Consider the following 25346-nt stretch of genomic DNA (forward strand, 5'->3'; position numbering starts at 1 on the left):
AGGAGGCTCCCAAAATTCGGGAACCTCTTTTTTATTTATCTCGGACCTCCACGTTTCCATTGGAATAACCGATAACGATCGAAGTCGCATAATTCAAGAATAAACCATTCTCAACAACGCCGGGTAGGTTATTCAACCACGTGTTTAATTCCTCAGGATTGGCGACTACTCCCATATGTAAATCTAAAATATAGTTTTCGCTGTCCGTTAAATAAACGCTACCATCTTCATGATGACGCAACACTGGCTTGTATCCATTCATTTCTAGCTGACGCTCCACTTGCTTGTAACCAAACGGCACGACCTCAACTGGTAATGGGAAGGCGCCTAGTGTCTCCACGACCTTGTCTTCCCCAATAACCCAAATACTTCTTTTGGATGCTTGTGCTACTAGTTTTTCGAATAAAAGTGCACCACCGCCACCTTTAATACCCCGAAACAACCCATCAACTTCATCCGTACCGTCAATCGTCAAGTCAATTTCGTCAACCTCGTTTAAATCCATTAGCGGAATATTACGCTCTTTCGCCAATTTTTCTGTTGCTTTCGATGTGACTACACCAGTAACATTTAGTCCCTCAGCCACGCGATCACCTAATTTTTGAATCATGTAATAAGCGGTTGATCCTGTACCAAGCCCTACAACCATACCATCTTGAATAAACTCACACGCCTTTTCTCCCGCGATTTGTTTGCTATTCATCTCCACAATCCCCCTCAAAAAGTTCATTCTCTCTCCATTATATAGAATTTCCAAGGTTTCGCATAGTCGTATCATGCAAAGCTTCATAAATTGAATTATTACACTGCGAAACATTCCATACATTAAATACCATTTTTTAGTTTTTTTCTATTACATCTTACATTCTTCAAAAATTCACAAAAAGTTCATAAATATTCCTTCAAAACCTTATAAAATCTTGCCCAGTAGCGCTTTTTCATAAAAAAATAATTTGTTGATGTAGTTTTATTTACATTTAAAACAGTCTTTCTATAAAAAAAAATAGTCCAAAATGCTAATTTAATCTCCCGTAAACCCTTTCTTACACAACCTTACAAAAATGTAATTGGACATTTCCAAGAAAATGCGTTACATTATATAAATACATGACACTCGATTTTAACATTTGTAATATTAAAGAAATATTAAGAGGTGATGCCCAGCATGAAGAAGTTAAAAACCGCGATGTTTCAGCCAAGAGCTATATTTATCTGGAAGACCTTGTTCTACTTGATTGTATTACTAGGCTTACTATGGTTCTACGGTTTCAAAAATCCAAACGACACAACCTTTATTTATAACGAATTTTAGAGAGAAGAGAGGGGATTATGAATGAGTGTATCTTTTTTCACTACTTCCATTAATGAACGAATTGATGAGTGGGCAACGAAGACACCGAATAAGTCTTGTTACGACTACCAAGGTGAGTCACTGACTTATAGAGAATTAAAGGAGCAGTCAGACGCATTAGCAGTCTTTTTAATGCAAGTTTTAACGGATGATGCACCAGTCCTTGTGTATGGACACATGTCAGCTTCGCAAATTGTTACATTCTTAGCTTGTTCGAAAGCTGGACGGGCGTATGTTCCCATCGATGTTTCTATGCCAGCTGACCGCATTAAACAGATTACAGAAGTTGCTAACCCTAGTCTAATTCTTTGCACAGAAACGCTGCCTGAGGACGCTGTAACAGGGCATAATGATATCGTTACACCAGAACAATTACATGCCTTTATTGAAAAACATAAAGGAGAGCAACCTGCTACATCCCAATTTGTGAAAGCCGATGAGAATTACTATATCATTTTCACATCTGGAAGTACTGGTGTTCCAAAAGGCGTTCAGATTAGCCATAACAACCTGGTTAGCTTCACGAATTGGATTTTGCAAGACTTTGGTATTAGTGAAGGCGAGCGTTTCTTAAATCAGGCACCCTACTCGTTTGATCTTTCAGTGATGGATCTCTATCCGTGCTTACTTGCCGGCGGGACGCTAGTGCCACTTGATAAGACAATTAGTGCTAATTTAAAAAATTTATATGAGGCCATTCCAGATTTGCAAGTGAACGTCTGGGTTTCGACACCCTCTTTTGTTGACATTTGTCTGATGGACGCTAATTTCAATGGTGACATGAATCCGTCTATCACGCATTTCCTATTTTGTGGGGAAGTTTTAACGAAAGAAACGGCACGTGAACTGATTGCACGCTTCCCTCAGGCTACCGTTTATAACACGTATGGGCCAACCGAGGCAACAGTTGCTGTTACTAATGTCGTGATTAATGCTGAAAATGTAGATACCTATCCAAGCTTGCCACTAGGCCGTATTAAGCCTGATACGAAACTTCTAATTATGGATGAAGATGGTGTAGCTTTACCTGACGGCGAGAAAGGCGAGATCGTTTTGGTTGGTCCTAGTGTTTCCAAGGGCTATCTAAATGAACCTGAGAAAACAAATGCTGTATTTTATGCGGACACGCTTTTCCAAGCCTACAAGACCGGTGATTGTGGGATGATCATTGACGGTATGCTATTTTTCCAAGGACGCTTGGACTTCCAAATTAAACTTCACGGTTATCGCATTGAACTTGAAGATATCGAGAATAATTTAAAAGAAGTCAGCTATATTCGCTCTTGTATTGTTGTTCCAAAGATGCGCGAAGGAAAAGTGGACAGCTTAGTTGCATTCGTTGTTCCTTTTGCACACGATTTTGAGAAAGAGTACAAACTAAGTGCTGCTATCAAAAAAGTGCTCGCTGAATCGATGCCAAGCTACATGATTCCACGCAAATGGGTCTACAAAGAAGAATTCCCACTAACAATGAACGGCAAAATTGACCGCAAGATGCTATCCAGTGAGGTGAATTCATGACAACGCCATACGGATCAATACTCTATTTTGCAGTATTGTTCGCTTTTTTAGCTCCGATTGTGATTGCTGGTTTGCTCGGTAAACGAATGCCAGTTTACAATGCTTTTGTAACGCTAGTTTTCATCTACATGATGTTCGCTGGCAATCCAATCCAAGCCATTGCCCTAATCGTTTTCGTTTTTTGGCAACTAGCGCTTGTGAGACTATACTTTAATTATCGTCAGAAACATAATCACGGTGGTATCTTTGTTCTTGCATTGATCCTCGCGATTCTCCCATTATTTATCGTAAAAGTACAACCCTTGCTTGCTGCAAACTCAACGATGCTTGGGTTTCTCGGGATATCGTACTTAACTTTTAAGGCCGCGCAAATGATCATGGAAACGCGTGATGGCTTGATTAAAGAATTGAACTCTTGGGATTTCATTAACTTTCTATTGTTCTTTCCTACGCTATCATCTGGTCCTATTGATCGCTTCCGTCGCTTTAAAAAAGAAGCCGACTCACCACTAGATTCTGACAAATATGCGAATTTACTTAATCGAGGCATTTTCCTTATTTTCTTAGGTTTTCTATATAAATTTATTATTGCATACGTAATTCAAACGAACGCTATTGTTGGACTGGAGTATAACCTCCACCATCACGTCCAATTCGGATGGAGTTTGGTCGGTTACATGTATGCGTACAGTATGTATTTATTCTTTGATTTTGCAGGTTACAGTGCTTTTGCCGTTGGGGTCAGTTACTTGATGGGCGTGCAGACACCGATGAACTTTAACAAACCGTTCGCTAGTCGCAATATTAAAGAATTCTGGAATCGCTGGCACATGACATTGTCCTTCTGGTTCCGTGATTTCGTCTTCATGCGTCTCGTTTTCTGGATGACGAAAAAGAAATTTTTCAAAAGCAAGTTTACCGTAGCCTATATCGCCTATTTTGCGAACTTTCTTCTCATGGGAATGTGGCACGGACTTCATTGGTATTACATCGTTTATGGGTTATATCAGGCGGCTTTGATCGTCGGATTCGACCTCTTTGAACGCTGGAATAAGAAAAAGAAATTCTATCCGAAAAACAAAGTCACAAACGTGATTGGCATCGTGATTACGTTCCAGTTCGTCTGCTTCGGCTTCCTGATTTTCTCGGGTATTTTAGACAAAATAAGTTTTTAAACTATATTAGGGTAAGGTGGTAAATTATTATGGCATTTCGTGAAGATGTATTAGAAATTTTAGAAGAGATTACAGAGTCTGAGGAAGTTGTGGAGAACACTTCTGTGAACATGTTTGATGAAGGTTTACTTGATTCAATGGCAACCGTGCAATTTTTAATAGAAGTAGAATCGCGCTTAGGTATTACAGTTCCTGTTTCCGAATTTGATCGTGATGAGTGGGCAACTCCGGATCAAATCATCGCGAAACTTGAGGAACTAAAATGAAAAAGAAGCTTTGGATGACATTTGGGCCTTTGCTTATTGCAGGGGCTGTGTTCTTATTCATCCTGTTCGGCCCAAGTTCCATCTTTGGTGGCGTCACACAAGGCACGATCAAAAAAAGCGCGACTTCTATGAGTACTACTGTCGTACAAGGTGTTGCCATTCAACAAAAAATGCTTGCGGCAGATAAAACTTATTTACCTATTTTCGGTTCTTCTGAGCTTTCTCGGGTCGATCAATTCCATCCGAATGTGTTCTCCGAGAAATATAATCGTGGCTATACGCCATTTCTAATCGGTCGTCCTGGTACACAATCACTCTCGCATTATTTAGATATTAAAGCGATGGGAAACGAGCTAAAAGGCAAAAAAGTCGTGTTTATCCTATCACCACAATGGTTTCAACCTGCTGGTGTTGATGATGGACATTTTGGTGGGAATTTCTCGCCACTGCAAGCGTACAAATTTGCGCTTTCTGACGATGCTCCAACACCTGAGAGAAGATATGCCGCACGCCGATTACTAAGTTATAAAGTCGTGAAAAACGATACGACTTTATCTACCTTACTTGAAAATATTGCATCCCCTGGTCCTAAAACCGAGGTCAATACATTTACGAAAATGGCCGCTGCTGCCAAAATGAAAATTTTGCAGCGGAAAGATGATTTGGAATCGAAGTTTATTAAAGGATCACGCGAAGAAAAAGTCGCGAATAACTTGAGATTGCTTCCTGACAAGTTAGATTACGCGAAATTAGACGAGCTAGCTACAAAAACCGGCGAGTCTAAAGTCGGAGCTAATCCATTTTTTATTAAGGATTCTTATTATCAGAAGAAACTAGCACCGACGATTAATCAGTTGAAAGATAGTCGAACGAACTTAAGCTACGATAAGTCACCAGAATACAGTGATTTGCAACTTGTTATGGACGCGTTTAAAGAAGTTGGTGCAGATGTATTATTTATTAATCCACCTGTGAACGGTCCTTGGTATGACTATATCGGCGCTTCGAGAGAGAAATTACAGAAGTATTATGATAAGTCTGGAAAGCAAGTGAAGGATCAGGGATTTCAATATGTAGACATGTCGCGCTATAGCGATACACCTTACTTCTTAGAGGACACGATTCATTTGTCTTGGCGTGGTTGGGTCGTGATCGACAAACAAATCGATCAATTTATGAACAATAAGACCAAACCTAGTTATGAGAAAACGCCAAAACAGTTTTATTTTAACCAGCTTCTCCCTCCCAAAAAGGAAGATAATAAATAAAAATAAGGATGTAGCGCACGTATTTAATACGTTTCTACATCCTTATTTGTTTATTCTACTGTGACACTTTTCGCGAGGTTACGTGGCTTATCGACATCACAACCGCGATGAAGCGCTGCGTAGTACGCTAGAAGTTGACACGGTACAACGCTCGCAAGCGGTGTTAGAAGCTCGTGTACTTTTGGTATAACGAATTGATCACCTGGTTGGTTCACGCCCTCCATCGAGAGGATACAAGCCTTAGCGCCACGTGCAAGTACTTCTTTCACGTTACCGCGAATATTCCAGTTAATGCTTTCTTGCGTGATTAGCGCAAGAACTGGCGTACCTTCTTCAATCAAGGCAATCGTTCCATGCTTCAATTCACCACTCGCAAAACCTTCTGCTTGGATATAAGAAATTTCTTTTAGCTTCAGCGCCGCTTCCATCGCAACGAAATAATCGATATGGCGACCAAGGAAAAAGGCGTTGCGTGTCGTTGCTAAATACTCACCTGCGATATGCTCGATGATTTCTTTGCTGTCAACCAACGTTTCCATCGCGTTGGCAACGATGCCTAGTTCCACCGTTAAATTGAAATCTTTGGCGATGCTAAGACCTTTCTTACGACCTACAACGGTTGCTAGAATAGATAAAGCAGCAATTTGTGCTGTATAGGCTTTGGTTGATGCTACTGCAATTTCTGGCCCGGCATGGAGGTGCATAGTGTGGTCTGCCTCGCGCTCAAGCGTGGAGCCTGGCACGTTTGTGATCGTTAGAGAACGGTATCCAAGCTCTTTTACTTTCACCAAAACTTGACGACTATCTGCTGTTTCACCACTCTGCGTAATAAAGATGAAAAGTGGCTTCTCCGTTAGAAGTGGCATATTGTAGCCAAATTCGCTGGAAACGTGAACTTCTACTGGTATTGCAGCTAATTTTTCAATCAGATTTTTACCGACCAGCCCTGCGTGATAACTTGTCCCGCATGCGACAATGTGAATACGATCGGATGCCAGTACTTCATTCACGATGGTTGGATTGACCGTGACCTCGCCATCTTCATTTTGGTAGGCTTGGATAATTTTACGAATCACAGCTGGTTGTTCATCTGTTTCTTTTAGCATGTAATGCGGATACGTTCCTTTTTCAATATCGGATGCATCTAATTCTGCTGTGTAAGCCTCGCGTTCGATTTCTTCGCCATCTAGCGTTTCGATCGTTACACCATCGCGTTTTACAAGCACGATTTCTCCATCCATAATTTCGACAAACTGATCCGTTTCACGAATTACAGCCATCGCATCACTTGCAATAACGTTGAAATCTTTGCCTTTTCCGATGAGGAGTGGGCTTTTATTTTTCGCTGCATAGAGCGTTTCATTATCTTCTTTATCGATCAGGCAAATAGCGTAAGAACCATGAAGTAAGCTAAGTGTCTTCGTGAATGCTTCTTTCGTTGTCATGCCTTGGTTTGCAAACATTTCGATGAGTAGGACGATCACTTCTGTGTCCGTATCACTCGCAAAACTAGCATCAGCTAAATATTGATCTGTTAGTAAGGAGTAGTTTTCAATGACGCCGTTATGCACCATCGTGTATCGCCCTGATTTGCTTTGGTGGGGATGTGCATTGGCGTGACTCGGCTTTCCGTGTGTTGCCCAACGCGTATGACCGATCCCCATTTCACCAGATGCACCGGCTGGTACTTCTGCTCGCAAATCAGCAATCCGACCTTTTTCCTTCGCTACGAGTACGCCATCAGATGATTTCAAAGCAATTCCAGCTGAGTCGTAACCACGATATTCTAACTTTTCTAGTCCTTCTAATAAAACTTCTTTCGCATTTTTCTTTCCAATAAATCCTACAATTCCACACATAATAATATCCTCCATTTGGTATGAGAGCAGACGTATCCTGTATGCAAGCCCTCTATTTTTTGAAAAAAGGGCAGACTATTCCGTTGTCTGTTTTCCTTTTCGCGTTTCCATGGGGGTAAAAACATGTTCCTTTCCACTCTGTTCACTAGGTCACCCTAATGGTTTGTAGCAAAGGCATCACGATTGCATGTACAACCGAGGGACTCCCGCCGAATTTTCGATTAATCCCTTCCTCGTCAACTAGGACCATTACCTAGTTCTGGCGCTTCTATTTAATTTTGAGCGATCCTCCTCATTATTTTTTCTAGGAAACAAAATTATCATACCTCAAAGTTGTATAGTTCGTCAAGCCTTATATAATGTACCAATTATAAAATTGGTATAGCCGTTGACAAAAAGTAGTTTTTATTTGATAATGGAGAGGAAGCGTCATTTCCTGTCATAATCAGGTTTTAGCGATGATACGATATAGAATTTCAGATCATGAAACTTGGAGGTTAGCACATGAAATTTTTTCAGAAAATACTTGCTGGGTTTACAACACTTTTTGTTGCGTGGGCCATTTTTTGGAAATTCGGTTCATTACAAACAGTCCATGCTGTCGAAATGAATGAATTACCAGGAACCGGCGACAACTTCTCGATTTGGACCATTGTAATAGGTGGTATCCTGATTATTGCCGCGATTGTACTGTTATTACGAAAAAAATGGTAAAAAAAGAAATTCGATCCTAATTAGGTGTCGAATTTCTTTTTTTCTGTCGCTATGACTAAGAACAGACTCGCAAATATGCCGAGTGTACCGATAATTAATTTAAGCGCGACAATCGTATTTTCATCTTGACCAATTTGCGAACCGATCTGTGAGCCAATTTTTTGGAGTATTTGTTCGAGCCATAGATATTCTGTCAAGAAATTGAAAGATAGGCCTAGTAGCGGCGCCGTGATGAAGGCATTTGGTTTTTTAAATCCGAATAGAATAGCAAGTAGGAAGAAAAATGCAATACCGATTCCAAGATACGCATCAAACGGTGTTGTGAAAAAGAATTCTTCGCCGGATAAGACGATGACCGCGATTGTAACCGACAGTCCTAAACCAAGTATTGCGAAAAATACGCCTGCCCAACGCCATTTTTTTTGCCAATCTATGCTTGGTGTTGACGGCTTCTCCATTGTGTTTATGAAAGGCGAAACGAGGCCGATGAGTGCAACTAAAAGCGTGATAATACGGGAATAATCTAGCATGTCTAACTCGCCTGCATCGATCCATGGTTTCATTTGATTTTGCCATAACATCCAACCTTGAAAAACACTAAACCCAAGTAAAATGACTAAATTAGCCGCTAAAGAGGACTTATCTAGCAGTGCCAATATACCAAAAACGAATAGTAATACGGTTAAAGCCAATGTTACCCACAAAATCCACGTTGACTTGAAATCGGAGCCATTTAATGCCCAGCTGTATAAAAAACTACTAACATTAGGTAGCAACGTTGCCCCTAAAAATAACATGATAAATCCACTTACTTGTTTCTTCATCCTACAACTCCTCGTTGTTTTTTTGAAAACCTTCTGGGAAGCTGTATTTTCTGTGCCTATAGCAGGTTCATTTTTTTGCCGTCCACAATATATTCAAGCTCGGATAAACGCCAGAACTCTTCTTCTTTGTAGACATAGCGGTATGTCGCATTGAAAACGTAATCATCTGTCGCACCGACTCTGAATCCTGGATTTTCGAAAGTGAAGCGTTGGATAATACCCACTTCTGGCTCAATCATGCCGATATCATTCTGGCCGGCATCAAAATAAGCTGTACCAATCGATCTACCACCAACAGTAATATTAAAGGAAAATACAATTTGTTGCACTTGCACTTCTAAGAAATTGGCGAGAACAATATTGAAATGAATATTCTCCTCCGTGATTTCTAGACCAAATGGGAAAAGTTCCATCTCCCAGCGCGCATCTTTACCTTCCTTTATTTGTTCCATAATTCGTTCGCTCATTGAAATATCTTCCATTGACGGAAAAGTGCTTACCATTTCTCTTTTCTGCAAATCATAAAGTGACCAAGTTAGTTCCATAGTAGTTACCTCCATAAAAAATACCCTTTTCACCATTGTATCAGAAAAAAGATATTTCCACGATTAAAATATGGTTATAGTGGTGAAAAAATCTTTTTTTCGAAAAGATAGGAAAGTGTCTCCGCATGCCAAGGTCTTCCAAAAACCCGCTTACTGACGAAATATTGGGCGCGTTCCACTTGCCCTTCTTCATTTTCTGCTTCCATCGCTAGTTTATGTACGAAACGTTTTTTATCAAGGCGAATGGCCCGGATTTTGTCTTTTGGTAAAAAGTACATTTGTGTTTCGGATTTGCTGACGATGGAAAAAGAAAAGGTAATCAGGCCGACTTCTGTGAAAACGAGGACGAGACTGTGCCTAGTACGCATCGACGGGCCAGCATACATGAGACGCTGAAAACTCGTCGACATGCCATTGTCCGCTAAATATTGATTGACTTCTGTTTCTATTTGATCTTTCATTGCCATATGTGGATTCACCTCTTCCATCTATTCTAACACAAAATGAAAAGGCTGGGCGTGAATTCATTGCCCAACCTTCTTTTTATGAAATCATTTTTTTCGCTTGTAAAACTATATGTTCAGCGGTAAGTCCGTAAAACTCCTGGAGATATGGCATCAAACCAACCTGACCGAATTGTTCGCGGACACCGATGCGATACAGCGGAACGGGATGGTGCTCTCCGAGAAATTCCGCGACAGCACTTCCAAGCCCACCGTTTACGTTGTGATTTTCTGCGGTAATGACGCGTCCTGTTTTTTTGACAGATTCGAGAAGTGTTGCACCATCTAATGGTTTGATTGAAAACAAGTCAATAACTTCGGCCGAGATGCCGATTTCTTTAAGGCTTGCCGCCGCCTTTAAGCTTTCCGCAACCATAATTCCCGTGGCGCAAATCGTAATGTCCGTACCTTGATGCAAAATTTGTGCTTTTTCAAAGGTGGTATTTGGCTTATACAGTTGTGTCGCGTTTTTACGAATTGTCCGGATATAGTGTAAGCCGCCTTTTTCGTAGGCTTGTTCGAGAAGCCATCCGAATTGAATCGCGTCGCTAGCCTCATAAACATACGCATTTGGGATTTCGCGCATTAAGGCGATATCTTCAAACGTCATGTGCGTGCCGCCATTATGTTCTGCGGAAACGCCTGCATCCGAGCCCACGATAACCGCTGAAAGTTGCGCATAACCTAGCGATACAAAAACCTGATCAAAGGCACGACGCGTCACAAATTGGCCAAACGAATGAATAAATGGCTTTCGTCCAAGCACGCTAAGTCCCGCGGCGATGCCCATCATGTTTGCCTCCATAATCCCGACGTTCACGTACTGGCCTGGTAACTCCTCTTTTAGCCCTCCAGTCGACATCGAACTACTCAAATCAGCCTCCAGCGCAATTACATTCGGATCTGCGGCTGCTAGTTTTCGTATTGTGTCTGCGTAAACTTGGCGCATCTCTATTTGGTCTTTTTCAAGTATGAGCGTCATTGTGCCACCCCTTCCAAATCGTTTTCTAATGCCAAAATGGCACCGTCAATCGCTTGCCAATCCGCGTCATCTGGGCGCAAATGATGATTATCCGCCTTCTCCTCAATATGCGTCACACCCTGCCCCTTCACCGTATCTAGCACAATCGCGTGCGGCTTTCCAGAGGTTCTTTTTGCCGTCTGGATCGCTGCATCTATGGCCTGCGTCGAACTACCATCCACCTTCGACGTATGAAATCCAAACGCCTGCATCTTCCACTCCAAATCGAGCGGATCAATAATATCCGCCGTCAAGCCGTCCAACTGCTTCTTATTATCATCAATCAATACAATCATGCGGTCCAGCCTGTGATGCCCAATAAATTGAAACGCCTCCCAGCACTGCCCCTCATTCAGCTCGCCGTCACCAACAATCGCATACGTATAATTCTCACGTCCAGCCAACATATTCCCAAACGCAATCCCGCCAGCAACCGAAATCCCCTGACCAAGCGAACCCGTTGTCATTTCCACGCCCGGCGTCAAGTTCCGATCCGGATGCGACGGCAAACGCGTGCCGTTCTGATTCAACGTATACAACTCCTCCTCCGCAAAAAATCCCTTCAAGAACAGCGTCGCGTACAAAGCCGGCCCACCATGTCCCTTCGACAGAACGAAATAATCACGATTCGCGTCCTCCGGCTTCTCCGGATCCACCACCAAATGCTTCCCGTAAATCACCGCCAACGCCTCCACAATCGATAAACTCCCGCCAAAGTGACCAAATCCAAGCGCTCGTAGCTCCTTCAACGTATACAGCCGTATTTGCTTCGCGGCCACATCCAAATTTTCAGTCAACATCATGCTTCCTCCTCTACCGCATTCCTCTTTTTCCGTTTCATACTAAGCAAGAACATCACGGCCAGAATCGCGACCAGACTCACCACAATCGCAATCGTCCCGCCATGATTCGCGAGCACACCGAAGAAAATCCCACTCACACCAAAATCAGTATCCGAGAACGTCGAATTCGCAAACCCAAGATTTCCGAGCACCGGCATCAAGAAAACAGGCAAGAAACTAATCAAAATCCCGTTCACAAAAGCCCCTAGAACCGCGCCACGAACACCGCCCGTCGCATTCCCAAACACACCAGCCGCAGCACCCGTGAAGAAATGCGGCACCACACCAGGCAAAATAATCACGCCACCCGTAAACGTCATGATCACCATACTCACAATCCCACCGATAAAACTCGAAAAGAACCCAATCAACACAGCATTCGGCGCATACGGATAAATAATCGGCACATCCAGCGCAGGTTTTGCATTCGGCACTAAGCGCTCCGAAATCCCTTTAAACGCCGGCACAATCTCCGCCAACACAAGCCGCACGCCAGATAAAATAATAAACACCCCAGCCGCAAAAGTCCCCGCTTGAATCATCGCAAACACAAGATAATTCGTGCCATCACTCAAATTCGCCTCCACATAACTAGGCCCAGCAAACAGCGCGACAACCACATAAATTACCATCATCGTTAGCGCAATACTCACCGTGCTGTCCCGTAAAAAGCCTAATCCTTTCGGAAAATTAATTTTCTCCGTCGATTTCGGATTTTTGCCAGCGACCGCTTTGCCGACAAGACCACTCACCGCATAACCAACCGCGCTAAAATGGCCCAACGCCACGTTGTCATTCCCCGTCAAAATTCGCATAAACGGTTGCACAATCGCCGGAGATAGCGACATGATGATTCCGAGCGCCACAGCTCCTGCCATGATCAGCGGAACCGACGTGAAGCCCGCCACCGTCATGATTACCGCCAACATACACGCCATATAAAGCGTGTGATGCCCCGTTAAAAAGATATATTTAAACTTCGTGAACCGCGCAATCAAAATATTGACCATCATCCCGAAAAACATGATTAACGCCGTATTCGTCCCGTATTCCGTCAAAGCAATCGCAACAATCGCCTCATTGTTCGGTACGACTCCCGTCACATGAAAAGCCGCCTTAAACATCTCCCCAAATGGCGCGAGCGATGCCGATAAAATCCCAGCCCCCGCCGAAATCACGAGGAAACCAACAAACGTTTTTGTCGTCCCTTTTAGCGTGTCCGATAATTTTTTCCGTTGCGCAATCAAACCGATGAGCGCGATCAGCGCCACCAAAATCGCCGGTTGACTCAAAATATCCACTAATACTTTTAGAAAGTCATTCATATCTCTTACCCCTCCCCATTTTTAAATCAAGCCCTTGTCCCGAACGACCGCCGTTACCTTCTCGCGCAGCTCATCCATGTCGATAATACTGTCCAACACAATCACCTCACCGAGCGATTCACCGCCCTCCGCAATGTCCTTCGCAAGGAAAAACACGTCCGCACTGTCCGGAGTCGCCGAACTGAGATCCGAATGCGACACCTCCACATCCGTCACGCCCAGCTCCTTCAACACCTGATTAATATTCATCTCCACCATAAAACTCGTACCCAAACCAGACCCACAAACCGCTAAAATTCTCATTCCTGTTCCTCTCCTTCTATTAAATCCGTAATTTCTTCCACTGTTTCGGCTTGCTTCAATTTCTCCAAAGCCACATCATTCGTCAAAAATTTCGTCAACTGCGACAACGCCTTCAAATGCGCCTCGTTGTCCACAGCCGCCAAACAAATAAAAATATCAATCGCGGGTCCCGACGCATCCACTAAATGTACCGGCGTCCGCGTTCGCAAAAACGACATCCCAATTTGATTCACACCTTTTTCCGGCCTCGCATGCGGAATCGCAATCCCTTTTCCAATATGAATGTACGTCCCCATTTCCTCGACCGTTTCAATCATCGCATCCACATAATCCGTTTTCACACGATTTCCCGTCACAAGCGGTGTTGCCGCAAGTCGAATCGCCTCTTTCCAACCCAATTCCTCATCCGTAAACTGAATCATATCTTTCGTTAATAATTCTGATAGCATTGGCGCATATCCCCTCTCTATCGACACTTTTCCGTAAATCTTATTAAATATGGCATCATATAATTTCTGCTCATCCTCAATCACCGCGTGCCGTTCAATGATTTCGAGTAACGCATCCACCGAAATATGGCGATGATCAATCGTTGGAAAATCCGCCGCAACCGCCTGAATCAAGTAGTTCTTTTCAAGCGACGTCAATAGCGGCTGCACTAAGTACACCGGTTTTCGCGTCGGCACATACACCGTCGAAAAAATCATATCGTATCCCGATTCCGGAATATTCGCCCCGTCCGCCATAACGAACCGCAACTCTGGAAACAACTGGCGCAACTGCGATTTCATCATCAGCGACGTACTAATCCCATTCGGACAAACCAACAACGCCTCGAAATCCCGCCGCGCCTCACGCTTCTGCTCAAAATACCCACCAAAATGAATCGTAAAATAACCAATCTCCGCCGCGCTTACGGTTTTCCCAGTCAGTTTTGCAAGTGGCGACAACGCCTGTCTCACAAACGCGAACAACTCTGGGTGCGCCGTCTTAATTTGCTCCGTCATTGGCGCAATCAGTGGCAGCGAAAACACGATTCGGAAGTACGCCGGCACCAGGTGGTCGTAAAGACTCCGCCGCAACTCGCGCTTATTATCCAGCGTCAACAACGTCAGCTTCTCAAAAGCCGCAATAATCCGATCCGCCAAATCCAGCAACACCGCATGCTCACCAATCTCCGCCGTCCGCTGCGCCCCAATCACCTGCACCGTCACGTAAAGCCGCTCCATCTCGTTTTGTGTCCCAAACAGCGCCACCACAAGCGATTCCGTCATCCGATACACCGCCTGCTGCATGGTCAACTCCCGCTCCATATCCGAAAACGCAAGCCCCGCATGTTTCCCGCGACACCTCAGAAACGCCGCCAAATAAAGCCATTCCCGCTGCCGATCCTGCACGAGCTCCACCCGGTTCACCTTTTGCCAATCAAGCAGAACCCGCTCCGTCGCATCTAACCGCGCGCGCAGTCCCCAGCTTTCCAGAACAAATTTCAGCGCAACCTCACCGAGCGGCAACACCAACAACGCATTCACACACCGCCCCGCCAGCACCCGCTTATCCCGCTCTGCCCCCACCAAATGGTACCCAGAAAGCCGCGAATACACCAATTGCACATCCGCCTCCGCACAAAACCCACGCACCTTCTTCACATCACTCAGCGCCGTATTCCGACTCACATGCAACACCCGCTGATAATGAAAATTCGATATTTCCTCCTGCCGTATAAATGTATACAAATAAAGTAAATAGACCCGATCCTGCTCCCCGAGAAAAAGCTCCTCCTGCCGTATAAATAACTCCGAACCCTCCAAATAAGCCGTTTTCAGCCCAGGTTCCATAATAAAACGCTGATTTCGTATGCCAATTTCCGATTTTCCAACATGCCGCAAAGCCTGATTCATCTTTTCAAAATCATATTGAAACTGCCGCTCCGACAGTCCCATTTTTCGAACAAGCGCCCCGCTCGTCATTTTCTCATACCGAATAATCTGCTCAAAAAGCCGAAATGCACGTTGATCAAACATGATTGCCTCCTCCTTACTTTTTATTTTAAAGCGGTTACATAAAGATAGCTAGGTGATTTGAGTACAAAGTGTGTGGTGCGTTTGGAGGTGAGATTGGGTTTTTGGTGGGTATTGTGATTATAGCAGAGGTTTTAGAGGAATGGGAAAAAGCCGAGTTCGCGGATTTGTGGTCCGGGAACTCGGCTTTGCTATTTAAATTATTTATACCAGTTTATCCATAATTCCTTTTCGTCACTTGGATCATAATAATTAGGTTCTACGCCTCCGTTTGGTTTTATATAAAACCCTGTTTTTTCAGATGTATCAGCGTCTTTAGCTTCTAATAGAATTTCGTAATGTCCCGGTTCTAAACCAGGAATAGCACTCAACTCTTTTAGAAATTGCTCCTTAGCATCTTCCGTCCATGGAGCTGTCTGTCGAAAAGTTAGATTGAATTTTTGGATATGTGCACTCGCATATCCTGTTTCATCAGTACTAAAAACAGGAGTAGCAATCTGATTTATTACTTCTTTAGCTTCTGCCTTATCGGTTATACCCTCTATATAATATTCGATTGCTTTATCAAGGTTTGTATTCGATTCTTCTCTACTCGAGATTAGCCACCCCAACTCCAATTCAGAATGTTCTTTAAGAAAGCTCCTACTCTTAAGATTTTGGTACAAGTCATCTCCAAAACTCATAGCTTGCAATGCAAACATAAGCTCCGACTGAATACCGACGTTACTATTTGTTTTATCCAGGCCATTTCTAGTGACTTTTCCAAGTTTCGCTTTTTTCCCACCCTCATTATTCTTCACATCGATTCGAGCTCTTCCTATAAATTCAAAGCTATAGTTTAGTGTATAATTAACTTCAATAATAGATGTCAACTTACTTTTTCCAGAATTAGCATATCTTAATTCATCTGAAATATCAGCTTTCTCAATTCCTTGCTCCTTAAGCGATTCTCTTACCAATCTAACAGCCTCTTTTTTCGTCATTGAATCCTCTAGAAAAGCTTGTTGCTCTTTCGTCACACATCCTGCTAAAAATAGTGTAACCACACATACCAAAAACAGTACTCTAATCTTCATATCGCTCTCATCCTTTTATGATCTTTCCTAGTTTCTAAAACGCATAAAACCGTGGCAAAAATCATCACCACGTTGCCCACCACACCCAAATAAGGAGCAAGCGATTCCGCGTATGTAAACGAACTATTATTGCGCATGAAAAAGCCTATGTTCGGTCCCAATAAATTATCTGCAATAAAACCCACAACCAATATAAAAACTGCAAAGCCAGCCATTAAAACGTCCATCCATTTAGAAGTTGGGTATTGCAAAGAGTTCATATTTACTTTTTGCGTTGTAGCATAGATTATTTTCGGTACACACACTAAAATAAACAAGAAAATGCCTAACAAACCTAACACAAAATTATATACACTAATCACATTAATAATTATCGCTAATGGTAGCCATATATACCATTTCAAAAATTTCCCCATCTAGCCTAACTCCCCTTCGTTTCTGGACATTATATATTTTTCATGTAACACACCACTTAATCGATTAATGGAAAACTTCCCATGCGCCAATCTGTTAGCAGTCCCTAGTAAAATCATTGCAAATGGTACTGTGAACGGGATAATGAATAGTGCTAAAGCTACCTGAATAACTTTCATCAACCTTAACTGCGGTGTAGAAATGGTACCCACTGTTTTCTTGAATTTCCTAATCCATAACAAGCTTCTCAAACAAAATACCCCATTGATTAAATACATCACGAGCTCAAGCCACATAAAACATTTGATAAATAATAAAATATTCTTCTCATCGATTCCTATAACCAATGCCAAAATAAAGCCCATATCTACAAATAAAACTATAGAAATTGGTATCGATATCGCGAATCCAAATGCGATTTTTGTGATTTTCTTTAATTTAGCTTCTAAATCATTAACCTTCAAAATAATTCCTCCATAGTATCATTGTAAGCTACCTATTTCCTCTTCATTCTGTACTTAGTAGCTTCTTCATAGGTTACAGCAAACGCTTGAAATCTATACCTACATATAGCTAATACTATAAGTTCTTGCACTGCTACAATAAATGCAAAAAATAAGAATAAATATATAACACAACCTTCTATAATGGAGCCATTCATGAAAAGTAGCCAAATTATTAGGCCGATAAAGCAAATCCCGTTTATAGCAACTATCCATTTCAAATTTGAACTACTACTGAATAATCCTTGGCCCGCCTTTTTCATCGATCCGTTCTTTATTCCTTGTCGGACAAACGCAAAATGCATCATAAACTGAATGCAACCTGCAATTAGTACTACTATAATCCAAAGACCAATCCCATCATCCTGATTTCCGTTTCCATCCATGGCAAAAAGATAGAGCAGAAAAAATGGTTCTATCGACATCATCAGTGTATAGACTACCATCACAACACCGCCAAATTTCTGACTTTTGAATAGAAATTTCTCTGAGATTAGGCATATACTACGGTACACAACAAGAATTAGAAATACTATTAGCCAGATGAAATAGACCGTATTAAGTATTTCGCCTAAGGGTACTCTTCCTTGATTTCCCCATAGAACAAATGCTGAGACTCCTAATATAACGAAAAAATATAAACACAGACCCACTAAATAGACGATGACACTTCCCAGTGAAAGCCGATTAATCGCAACATTCTTCAATTGGTAAAAATAACTCTCATCTAGTTTCCACATGATGTACCCTCCCTAACTATATATGTTAGAATCAAAAAGCTGTACACAATAATAGCCCGTCCATTCAGACTCGTTAGGGATGGACGGACTTTTCTCTACTTATTTATTTGCATCTGGCGTATAGGAATCCATTATTTTATCTTTCAACTCCTGCATTTCCTTTTCTTTTTTCTCTGCCTCTAGTTCTTGTTGGATTTGAAGTTCTTCTTGAAGTTCCATCGCTCGTTCTCTCGCTTGTTGTTGCCGTTCTTTTTCTGCATTAGCTTCCAGACCACTCTGATAAGTCGTTCCAAATATTACTGCTCCAACGCATACATAGAGAACCAGTACGCCGTATATCAAACCATTTTTAGGTTTAGCATTTTTATCGCTGTGCAGAAATTTAACGAACCAAGCGACGGCACTCAATGCGATTAGATAGAAAATTAAAGGTTGCGGTGGTATATCATTAATCCCTAAAATAATAATTCCTGTAATAACACATAAACCTGCGATGCTAACAAATATAATATTTTTCTTCATAATTTACCCCGTTTCCTGATATGTAGCCTTCAAATAGCTTAGACCCATTCGTATTTTAAACTGGCGGAGTATCCAAATATCGAATACCTCGCCAGTACTCATCCTAAATTCAGACCCTTGCTAACCTTCTATCTACAAAATCATAGAAAGCTTGGCTAAAATCTCCATCTTTAGTTAACGCTTGTTTATTTTCTGTGAAGTAGCTGATCATGGTGTTGAGACATTCGTCTTTAGGAATTGTAATGACAGCGTTTGGAAAGTGTTTTTTACTAACCTGCCACACAAAATTATCAGCAACGTCTTTAAAAGACTTATTTTCGCGTAATTTATCTGCTAGGATTACAAGTTCCAAATGTGCCATGTAATTATCTAGGGACTCTTGAAATCCATCTGTTAAAGCATCTGAACTTTTTCTCCTAAAGTGTTTTATTCCTTTATTATATATTTGTGTACTTTGGTTTCTTAAAGTTTTTAATTCTCCTCCTTTAAAATATACATCTAAGGATTCAAATAAATTTTTACTTACTAATTCAGAATAAAAACTAATAAGTATATTACATGCAGAATCTTCAAAATCAGTCCCTTTTTCATCTTGCACTGCCTGTATCAAATATAGTTCTGAATCTTCCAATGGTCTATAGTTTTGTGGACTTCTTTTTTTGAAATCAGTACTACTTAGTTCATTTTTTATAAAGCTTCCATAATTCAAAGCTGCTAGTGATTGATGCTTTGCAGTCGCAACTTCATATAATTCGATTATTCTACCCACTATATTTTCGAACTCTTTATCTTTGATTGAATAGCAAGTGTCATAAATATTCGCAAGTCGTGACTCAGCATTCTTTTGACCTTGTTGCACACATTTCTCACTTGAATCAATCCATTTTTTAAACCACTTATTCTGCTTAAGCGCAGCATTATAATTCTCATGATGCACGTAATAATATGATAAACCCTCAGAATAATCTTTATCTGCGTTTTCAATATTATCTGCAATTGCATCACTTAATATCTTTTCGCCAGCTTCCCCCTCCCCTAAAACCATTAAAAAGCTTCCTAACATACCAGGTGGAACCACTTTGCTCTGTACTCCAGTCGTGATATTTTCCCGATACCTTTTAATTTCATTAGGACTTGCATGCATCCAGTCGTCAACTGTCCCATACATTTTTTGAGCATTATTATTACTAATTCCACCAAATAATTTCTTTAAAAAAGTCATTTAAGCACCTCTCTTATTTCTATTTCCCAAATATTTCAATCCCCCGTAAATTGTTAGGAATCTTTAATTTATCATATATATCATCCCATAATTGTTCTGGGACACCATCTTTTATTAATTTTGAAGTTATATCCTCTGCGAGCCCTTTTAAACGTGTTGCTTGCGAGTCAGTCATTACATTAGTTATAGAAATCTTAGCATTATTAAAGTTTGTTATCTTCTCTTGAAAATTACGTATAACAGCCTGGTCGTCAATGTCTATGTCCATTCCAGGATTCCATTTTTGAATCCCAATCCCTGTAAACGATTCATTCCCAACGTCATGAGGTAACTGAAAATCGTAATACTTATTAATAACCGCTAAGTCTTCTGCTGAGAATCCGCCGCCAAGTTGTGTTGACAAATTCTCTAACCTCCTTCGCTGCACGCCGTGTAAGTCACTAAAATCTCCTGTGGAAAAATAATCATGCCATCCTCGGCCAAGGCTTGATTCATCAATGGTTGCTGCCACACGTCTCACATTAAACTTACTAATAACCTTCGACGCTGCCATCCCGATTAATATCGCTCCAATAGTTGCCTTACTGTCTACATTTATTCACAGTTACCTAATTTTTGAATCCTATGTAAAGAATGATAAGCAATTTCATTTCAAAATTCTTACCATTCTCCGTACTACATTGAGAGTTACTTTATAATGATTATTATAGCTTTTCGATTATTCGTTAGTTCTATTCTTGCACTGTGATCTAATTACCTCTTAATACTATTTCTTTGTTCAATAAAATTATAAAAATCCTTAGTGTAATCTTTCCCATTATAAAAATACTGTTGTTTGTCCCCTAAAAATATTTCAGACATCTTATCCACAGCTTCTTCTTTCATAAACTTATTAGTGATTCCAGGAAATTTCTTTTTATTTATTTGTCGGACATAGCTATCACTAATGTCTTGAAACTCATCTACTCCTCTTAATTTATCGGCTAACAGTAAAAATTCAAAATGAATCATACGACTATTGAGTGACGATTCAATCGAATCTGCCATTTCTCCACAATCCTTTATATTGTCTAATATTTTCGCTCTGTTTGTCATGATTATATTTACTAGGTTAGTTAGCTCTTTTTCTTCAAAATAATAGTCTATACTTCCATCTAAATATCCCCTAATATATTCCATATAAAACCAACAAACAGATTCATGTGCATATCCCTTATATTTCGTATGTTTCTCATCTTTCAAAGACTGCATTAAAAATGGACCTGCTTCTTCCCAATTTTGATACTTTTCTGGGTTAATCGCTTTAAACTCATCTGTACCAATTCTATCCTGTATGAATAAGCCACAATTTAAGGCTCCATTTCTCTGATGTTTCCTAGCCGCTGTATAGTACAATTCGATAGTGCAATCTACAATATTGTTAAATTCTGGATCTGTTATTTTGTAACACGTTTTATATATGTCCGCCAATCGAACCTCTGCATTTTCTTCGCCTGAATCTATGCTTCTCTCGGCAGCACTAATCCATTTACTAAACCATTTATCTTGCTTAGCTAGACTATTGTACTTTCCATTTTTCATGTAGTAGTATGAAATTGTATCTACATACTCTCCTTCAGCACCCTCTACGCCATTTTTGATAGCTTGATAAAGTATCTCTTCGCCACGCTCAGCATCATCTGTAACTACTAAAAATCTACCCAACATGTCAGACGTAACTTGACCATTTTCTAACCCTGATTCAATATTCTTTTTAAATTCCTCTCGTTTGCTTGGGCTGGCTTTTTTCCAATCATCCACCGTTCCATATAGAGTCATTGCATTTTTTGTGCTGATACCACTAAATATTTTTTTCAGTATTGACAATTTGATCTCACTCCCTAATTTATTGACTCACTGCACCAAAATCTACAGCCCCACCTTGGATGCCAATTTTATCATATATTTTATCCCACGTTTCCTCTGGTATACCACCTTTTAGGATTTTACCCGTAGAATCTGTTGCTATTGTCTCTATTCCTTTTACTTGATTATGATTCAATACATCCTCTAAGGTTACTTTGCTATTATTAAAGTCTGCCACATTTTTTGTGAATTTATTCAAGATCCTTTGATCGCTGGGATCTACCATTGCCCCAGAATTCCATCTTTGAATCCCAATCCCAGTAAACGCATTATCCCCAACCCCCTGTGGCAACTGGAAATCATAATATTTATTAATAATCGCCAAGTCTTCTACTGAGAATTCGCCACCAAGTTGCGATGACAAATTATCTAATCTGTTTCGCTGTACGCCATGCAGCTCACTATAATCTCCCGTAGAAAAATAATCATGCCATCCTCGGCCAAGACTCGACTTATCAATCGATGCCGCCACACGTCTCACGTTAAACTTATTCTTTTTTTTTGAATCCTATGTAAAGAGTGGTGATCATTTTCATTTCAAAATTCTCACCACTCTCCGTACAATACTAAACGCTAATTTACAACATTATTCAACCATATAACTTTTATTATGCATTGGTCATACCTTCTTTCCGCTTTTTCATAAATTCATATGTTGCCGTTGTAAACTTTATACCCTTATTGTTCAGTTCCCGTTCATTAGTTAAATAATACTCACTCAAAGCATCCATTGCTTCTTCTTTTTTCATACTAACTTGAATATCCGCAAAACGTTTTCTATTAATTTGATATACATAATCATCTGCTATAGAAATCATTCTGTTCTCTGCTTTTAATGCACTGGATAAACATAGAAAATCAAAATGAATACTGTAATTATTCAAGCTTGATTGTATAAAACTCTTAGGAGTAATTTCCTTAGATTGATGTTTGATAATTTCCTTCTTATTCTTTTCAATATTTTTCGCTATCTCTGATATCTCTTTCCCATCAAAATAGAAACCAATTGCATTTTCTAAATCTATACGGATAAACTCTGTGTAATAATGCGCCATGGTTGAATAAGCATAATCTCTATCTTGAGTGTTTTTTTCATCCAATAAAGCCTGTAAAATATACTTTTCTGCTACTTTCCATGGTACGCTTTGCACAGGATTTAATCTCCCATACTCCTCGCTACCTATTTTATCCATAATGAAAACAGCATAGTTTAATGCTGCTTTGGTCTGATGTTTCGACGCCGCAACTTCATACAAATGGGTTATCTTTGGTACTAGGTCGTTAAATTCAGGGTCTTTTATGCTATAACAAGCTTTATAAATATCAGCCAGCCTTACCTCTGCATCTTCCTCTCCATTTTCGACACATCTATTGGCCATCTCAATCCATCTAGTAAACCATTTATCTTGCTTAGCGGATTGATTATATCTATCTTTTACCATAAAGTAATAAGACATTGAATCTACATAGTCACTTTCTGCGCCCGCTACTTTATCCTGCGTAGCCTTATATAAAATTGATTCCCCCTCAAGCACCTCATTTATAGTTATCAAAAACCTCCCTAGCATTAAAGGCGATATTCTACCTTCTTTGACTGCTTGTGAAATATTTTCTTTGTATAAAGACAATTGTTTTTTATCAGCGCTACGCCATTCCTCCACTGTACCATATAATTTTTTTGCAGAAGTTGTATTTACTCCACCAAATATTTTTTTTAAAAAAGACATTGCAATCCCCTCCTATTTTTTATTAATTAACAGCAGGATTTCTAAGATCTTTAGGAATCCCTATTTTATCGTATATAGTATCCCAAAGGTTCTCTGGAATACCTTCATCAATTAGTGCCTTAGAAACATCACCTGCTGTTTGAGCGATTGCCTCTGTTTGCTTTTCACTAAATCTGTCCACTATAGTTGAATGTGCTAAATTATACTCATCTATTTTCAGTTCAAACTCAGAAATAATTCTCTGATCTCCAGAATCAATCAAATTTCCAGGATTCCACTCTCTAATCCCAATCCCTGTAAACGCATTATCCCCAACACCCTGTGGCAACTGGAAATCATAATATTTATTAATAATCGCCAAGTCTTCTACTGAGAATTCGCCGCCAAGTTGTGATGACAAGTTCTCTAATCTGCCTCGCTGTACACCGTGTAAGTCACTATAGTCTCCTGTGGAAAAATAATCATGCCATCCTCGGCCAAGACTCGACTCATCAATCGATGCCGCCACACGTCTCACGTTAAACTTACTAATAACCTTCGACGCTATCATTCCGACTCCTTTTTCACCACCTATTAGTGTCGCTCCGAGTAATGGATTTCGTATCGTTGTTATCGCTAAATCTACTTTTCCGGCTATATCCTCTGCTCCCTTTGCTAATTTCAGTGTACTCGCCAATGTCGAGCCTTCGCGCAACGAGCTACCCAGTTTCGTCACAATCGCTCCTGCTCCGAACGATAATGTCGATGCGACAAAATCCACGCCTAACCAGACTTTATCCTCTGTGTCCAGAATATCACCGGTAATCATATTTGTTCCGCCAGCAATACCGACCACTGCTTTTGTTCCTAAATAGGCGAGTGCTGGGGCTGCGAGTAGTAACGATGCGCCACCCGTCACAAAAGCCGATGCAACTAGCGCCACGCCAACGACGACGGTCAAACCAATATCCACCCACTTCAACCAGCCCGCATTATTTTCATGCCACGTTGATTTCAGCTCTTCGAATTCGCCTAGTTGGGTTGGGAAAAAGGCTCTCACCAGTTCGTCATTACTCATCCCTTTAAGTTCTTTAATGGTTTCCTTATCTGTAATTTCGCCACTATCCATAAGCTCATTTATTAATTTTAGGCGTTCGTCATATAATAATTTAGTCGCTTTAATTGGACTATCGCTGGAATTAAGTATTTGATCTAGTGTGTATTTTTTCTGTGTTGTGTATGTTGAGGTCATCCCTGAATAAGGATCTGTTGTTGTGTACGTTTCGCTAAATGTTAGCTTATCTGTTTTATATGCGTTCTTGCCTTCGTTCACGTTATCAAGTTTTTTAACTGCATCATTCATTGCTTGTGTAATTTTTCCATCGATATTTTGCAACACTTCTTTATGCACGCGCCCGGCTAATGTTACGAGTTCATTCGCGTGTTGGTATTTTTTCTCTAGCCCACTTTTTCCTTTGCTCGCGGATAATGAAGATGTACCTCGTGACGGGAATAAATCAGACAAACCCTGACTTCTTAACTCGGCTTTTACTTCTTCAATGCCATCTAAGATTTCTCCAATCCTCTTTACCGCGTAGGATTCTGGCGTTTCTGTTGAGTACGAAGAATAGTACGATCCTGTGTAACTATAACCGCTGCTACCACCATTACTACTTTCCCAGAGAGACTTATCACTTTTATACATTACCATGCCCGTACC

The 25346-nt window shown here is 40.8% G+C and carries 27 protein-coding genes; 6 read left to right on the plus strand and 21 right to left on the minus strand.

The features are described 5' to 3' along the window. Nucleotides 1-31 precede the first annotated feature (31 nt). Entirely contained in the window at nt 32-703 is a 672-nt protein-coding gene (gene rpiA / locus HCJ54_RS01225) for a ribose-5-phosphate isomerase RpiA (protein WP_187136329.1), read from the minus strand. A 462-nt stretch (nt 704-1165) separates the two neighbouring features. Between rpiA and HCJ54_RS01230 the strand changes: the two genes are divergently transcribed. Genes HCJ54_RS01230 through dltD form a run of 5 tightly spaced genes read left to right on the plus strand, consistent with a single transcriptional unit; the run spans nt 1166 to nt 5581 of the window. Further along, nucleotides 1166-1312: a teichoic acid D-Ala incorporation-associated protein DltX gene (locus HCJ54_RS01230; protein WP_187136330.1), complete on the plus strand. Its 147-nt coding sequence runs from the start codon at nt 1166-1168 to the stop codon at nt 1310-1312. Between the two features lie 21 nt (nt 1313-1333). After that, the gene (gene dltA, locus HCJ54_RS01235) at nt 1334-2872 is read left to right on the plus strand and encodes a D-alanine--poly(phosphoribitol) ligase subunit DltA (RefSeq protein ID WP_187136331.1); all 1539 of its coding nucleotides are present in this window, start codon (nt 1334-1336) and stop codon (nt 2870-2872) included. Further along, nucleotides 2869-4047 (plus strand): D-alanyl-lipoteichoic acid biosynthesis protein DltB, encoded by a 1179-nt coding sequence (dltB, locus tag HCJ54_RS01240; protein ID WP_036066123.1) that lies wholly within the window; start codon nt 2869-2871, stop codon nt 4045-4047. The genes dltA and dltB overlap by 4 nt, the downstream gene beginning before the upstream one ends. 29 nt (nt 4048-4076) lie before the next feature. Beyond that, nucleotides 4077-4313 (plus strand): D-alanine--poly(phosphoribitol) ligase subunit DltC, encoded by a 237-nt coding sequence (gene dltC / locus HCJ54_RS01245; protein ID WP_036066124.1) that lies wholly within the window; start codon nt 4077-4079, stop codon nt 4311-4313. Further along, on the plus strand, nt 4310-5581 hold the full coding sequence (dltD, locus tag HCJ54_RS01250; protein WP_187136332.1) for a D-alanyl-lipoteichoic acid biosynthesis protein DltD: 1272 nt from the start codon (nt 4310-4312) through the stop codon (nt 5579-5581). Before dltC ends, dltD begins: the two co-directional genes overlap by 4 nt. A gap of 50 nt (nt 5582-5631) precedes the next feature. Here the strand turns inward: dltD and glmS are convergent, their stop codons facing one another. Further along, a complete protein-coding gene (gene glmS / locus HCJ54_RS01255) occupies nt 5632-7440 on the minus strand; it encodes a glutamine--fructose-6-phosphate transaminase (isomerizing) (protein ID WP_187136333.1) in 1809 nt (602 codons plus the stop codon). A gap of 504 nt (nt 7441-7944) precedes the next feature. On the opposite strand from glmS, the gene HCJ54_RS01260 reads away from it, so the two are divergent. Beyond that, a complete protein-coding gene (locus tag HCJ54_RS01260) occupies nt 7945-8154 on the plus strand; it encodes an LPXTG cell wall anchor domain-containing protein (protein WP_187136334.1) in 210 nt (69 codons plus the stop codon). A 20-nt stretch (nt 8155-8174) separates the two neighbouring features. Here HCJ54_RS01260 and HCJ54_RS01265 read toward each other — a convergent pair whose 3' ends face one another. The 19 genes from HCJ54_RS01265 to HCJ54_RS01355 form a co-directional block, all read right to left on the minus strand. Next, the gene (locus HCJ54_RS01265; RefSeq protein WP_187136335.1) at nt 8175-8978 is read right to left on the minus strand and encodes a hypothetical protein; all 804 of its coding nucleotides are present in this window, start codon (nt 8976-8978) and stop codon (nt 8175-8177) included. Nucleotides 8979-9034: 56 nt separating this feature from the next. Further along, nucleotides 9035-9523, minus strand: a complete 489-nt coding sequence (locus HCJ54_RS01270; RefSeq protein WP_187136336.1) for a hypothetical protein — start codon at nt 9521-9523, stop codon at nt 9035-9037. 74 nt (nt 9524-9597) lie between these two features. After that, on the minus strand, nt 9598-9990 hold the full coding sequence (locus HCJ54_RS01275; protein WP_187136337.1) for a hypothetical protein: 393 nt from the start codon (nt 9988-9990) through the stop codon (nt 9598-9600). A 76-nt stretch (nt 9991-10066) separates the two neighbouring features. Further along, nucleotides 10067-11008, minus strand: coding sequence for a transketolase family protein (locus tag HCJ54_RS01280; protein ID WP_187136338.1), 942 nt, complete (start codon nt 11006-11008; stop codon nt 10067-10069). Further along, nucleotides 11005-11850, minus strand: a complete 846-nt coding sequence (locus tag HCJ54_RS01285; RefSeq protein WP_187136339.1) for a transketolase — start codon at nt 11848-11850, stop codon at nt 11005-11007. The genes HCJ54_RS01280 and HCJ54_RS01285 overlap by 4 nt, the downstream gene beginning before the upstream one ends. Further along, a complete protein-coding gene (locus HCJ54_RS01290) occupies nt 11847-13214 on the minus strand; it encodes a PTS ascorbate transporter subunit IIC (RefSeq protein WP_187136340.1) in 1368 nt (455 codons plus the stop codon). The genes HCJ54_RS01285 and HCJ54_RS01290 overlap by 4 nt, the downstream gene beginning before the upstream one ends. 21 nt (nt 13215-13235) lie before the next feature. Continuing rightward, on the minus strand, nt 13236-13517 hold the full coding sequence (locus HCJ54_RS01295; protein WP_036066132.1) for a PTS sugar transporter subunit IIB: 282 nt from the start codon (nt 13515-13517) through the stop codon (nt 13236-13238). Then, a complete protein-coding gene (locus HCJ54_RS01300; protein WP_187136341.1) occupies nt 13514-15541 on the minus strand; it encodes a BglG family transcription antiterminator in 2028 nt (675 codons plus the stop codon). Before HCJ54_RS01300 ends, HCJ54_RS01295 begins: the two co-directional genes overlap by 4 nt. Nucleotides 15542-15738: 197 nt before the next feature. Next, complete coding sequence (locus HCJ54_RS01305) at nt 15739-16614, minus strand: hypothetical protein (protein WP_187136342.1); 876 nt, start codon at nt 16612-16614, stop codon at nt 15739-15741. Further along, entirely contained in the window at nt 16611-17030 is a 420-nt protein-coding gene (locus HCJ54_RS01310) for a hypothetical protein (protein ID WP_187136343.1), read from the minus strand. Before HCJ54_RS01310 ends, HCJ54_RS01305 begins: the two co-directional genes overlap by 4 nt. Then, complete coding sequence (locus HCJ54_RS01315; protein ID WP_187136344.1) at nt 17031-17492, minus strand: hypothetical protein; 462 nt, start codon at nt 17490-17492, stop codon at nt 17031-17033. It lies immediately after the preceding gene. Between the two features lie 32 nt (nt 17493-17524). Continuing rightward, nucleotides 17525-18271, minus strand: coding sequence for a hypothetical protein (locus tag HCJ54_RS01320; protein ID WP_187136345.1), 747 nt, complete (start codon nt 18269-18271; stop codon nt 17525-17527). A gap of 99 nt (nt 18272-18370) precedes the next feature. Beyond that, entirely contained in the window at nt 18371-18793 is a 423-nt protein-coding gene (locus tag HCJ54_RS01325) for a hypothetical protein (RefSeq protein ID WP_187136346.1), read from the minus strand. Between the two features lie 109 nt (nt 18794-18902). After that, the gene (locus HCJ54_RS01330; RefSeq protein WP_187136347.1) at nt 18903-20015 is read right to left on the minus strand and encodes a hypothetical protein; all 1113 of its coding nucleotides are present in this window, start codon (nt 20013-20015) and stop codon (nt 18903-18905) included. 19 nt (nt 20016-20034) lie between these two features. Next, nucleotides 20035-20568, minus strand: a complete 534-nt coding sequence (locus HCJ54_RS01335) for a hypothetical protein (RefSeq protein ID WP_187136348.1) — start codon at nt 20566-20568, stop codon at nt 20035-20037. A 200-nt stretch (nt 20569-20768) separates the two neighbouring features. Beyond that, entirely contained in the window at nt 20769-21881 is a 1113-nt protein-coding gene (locus HCJ54_RS01340) for a hypothetical protein (protein WP_187136349.1), read from the minus strand. 19 nt (nt 21882-21900) lie between these two features. After that, nucleotides 21901-22401, minus strand: a complete 501-nt coding sequence (locus tag HCJ54_RS01345) for a hypothetical protein (RefSeq protein ID WP_187136350.1) — start codon at nt 22399-22401, stop codon at nt 21901-21903. Between the two features lie 127 nt (nt 22402-22528). Further along, on the minus strand, nt 22529-23647 hold the full coding sequence (locus HCJ54_RS01350; protein ID WP_187136351.1) for a hypothetical protein: 1119 nt from the start codon (nt 23645-23647) through the stop codon (nt 22529-22531). Nucleotides 23648-23669: 22 nt separating this feature from the next. Next, on the minus strand, nt 23670-25337 hold the full coding sequence (locus tag HCJ54_RS01355; RefSeq protein WP_187136352.1) for a hypothetical protein: 1668 nt from the start codon (nt 25335-25337) through the stop codon (nt 23670-23672). Nucleotides 25338-25346 lie beyond the last annotated feature (9 nt).

Source organism: Listeria grandensis (assembly GCF_014322885.1).
Taxonomy (GTDB): Bacteria; Bacillota; Bacilli; order Lactobacillales; family Listeriaceae; genus Listeria_A; species Listeria_A grandensis.